1 protein-coding gene is annotated in these 331 nt (G+C 64.0%); it reads left to right on the forward strand.

Translation table 11 applies throughout. From position 1 onward, the window contains the following. A partial coding sequence (locus IAE55_RS33625; RefSeq protein ID WP_200634983.1) for a hypothetical protein occupies nucleotides 1-331 on the forward strand: 331 nt, incomplete at both ends.

Consider the following 331-nt stretch of genomic DNA (forward strand, 5'->3'; position numbering starts at 1 on the left):
CGGGAGCCACCGGAGCAACGGGAGCAACTGGGGTAACCGGGGCAACGGGAGCCACCGGAGTAACCGGAGCAACTGGTGCGACTGGTGAAACTGGAGCGACCGGAGCAACTGGTGCCACCGGAGCCACTGGAGTGACAGGAGCAACCGGAGCAACAGGAGTAACCGGAGCGACTGGAGCCACGGGAGTAACCGGAGCAACCGGAGCAACTGGAGCAACTGGGGTAACGGGAGCAACCGGAGCAACGGGAGCAACTGGGGTAACGGGAGCAACGGGTGCGACTGGAGTAACCGGAGCAACGGGAGCGACTGGAGCAACAGGAGCAACTGGAGC

It is taken from the genome of Paenibacillus sp. S28 (assembly GCF_016624415.1).
Taxonomy (GTDB): Bacteria; Bacillota; Bacilli; order Paenibacillales; family Paenibacillaceae; genus Paenibacillus_AQ; species Paenibacillus_AQ favisporus.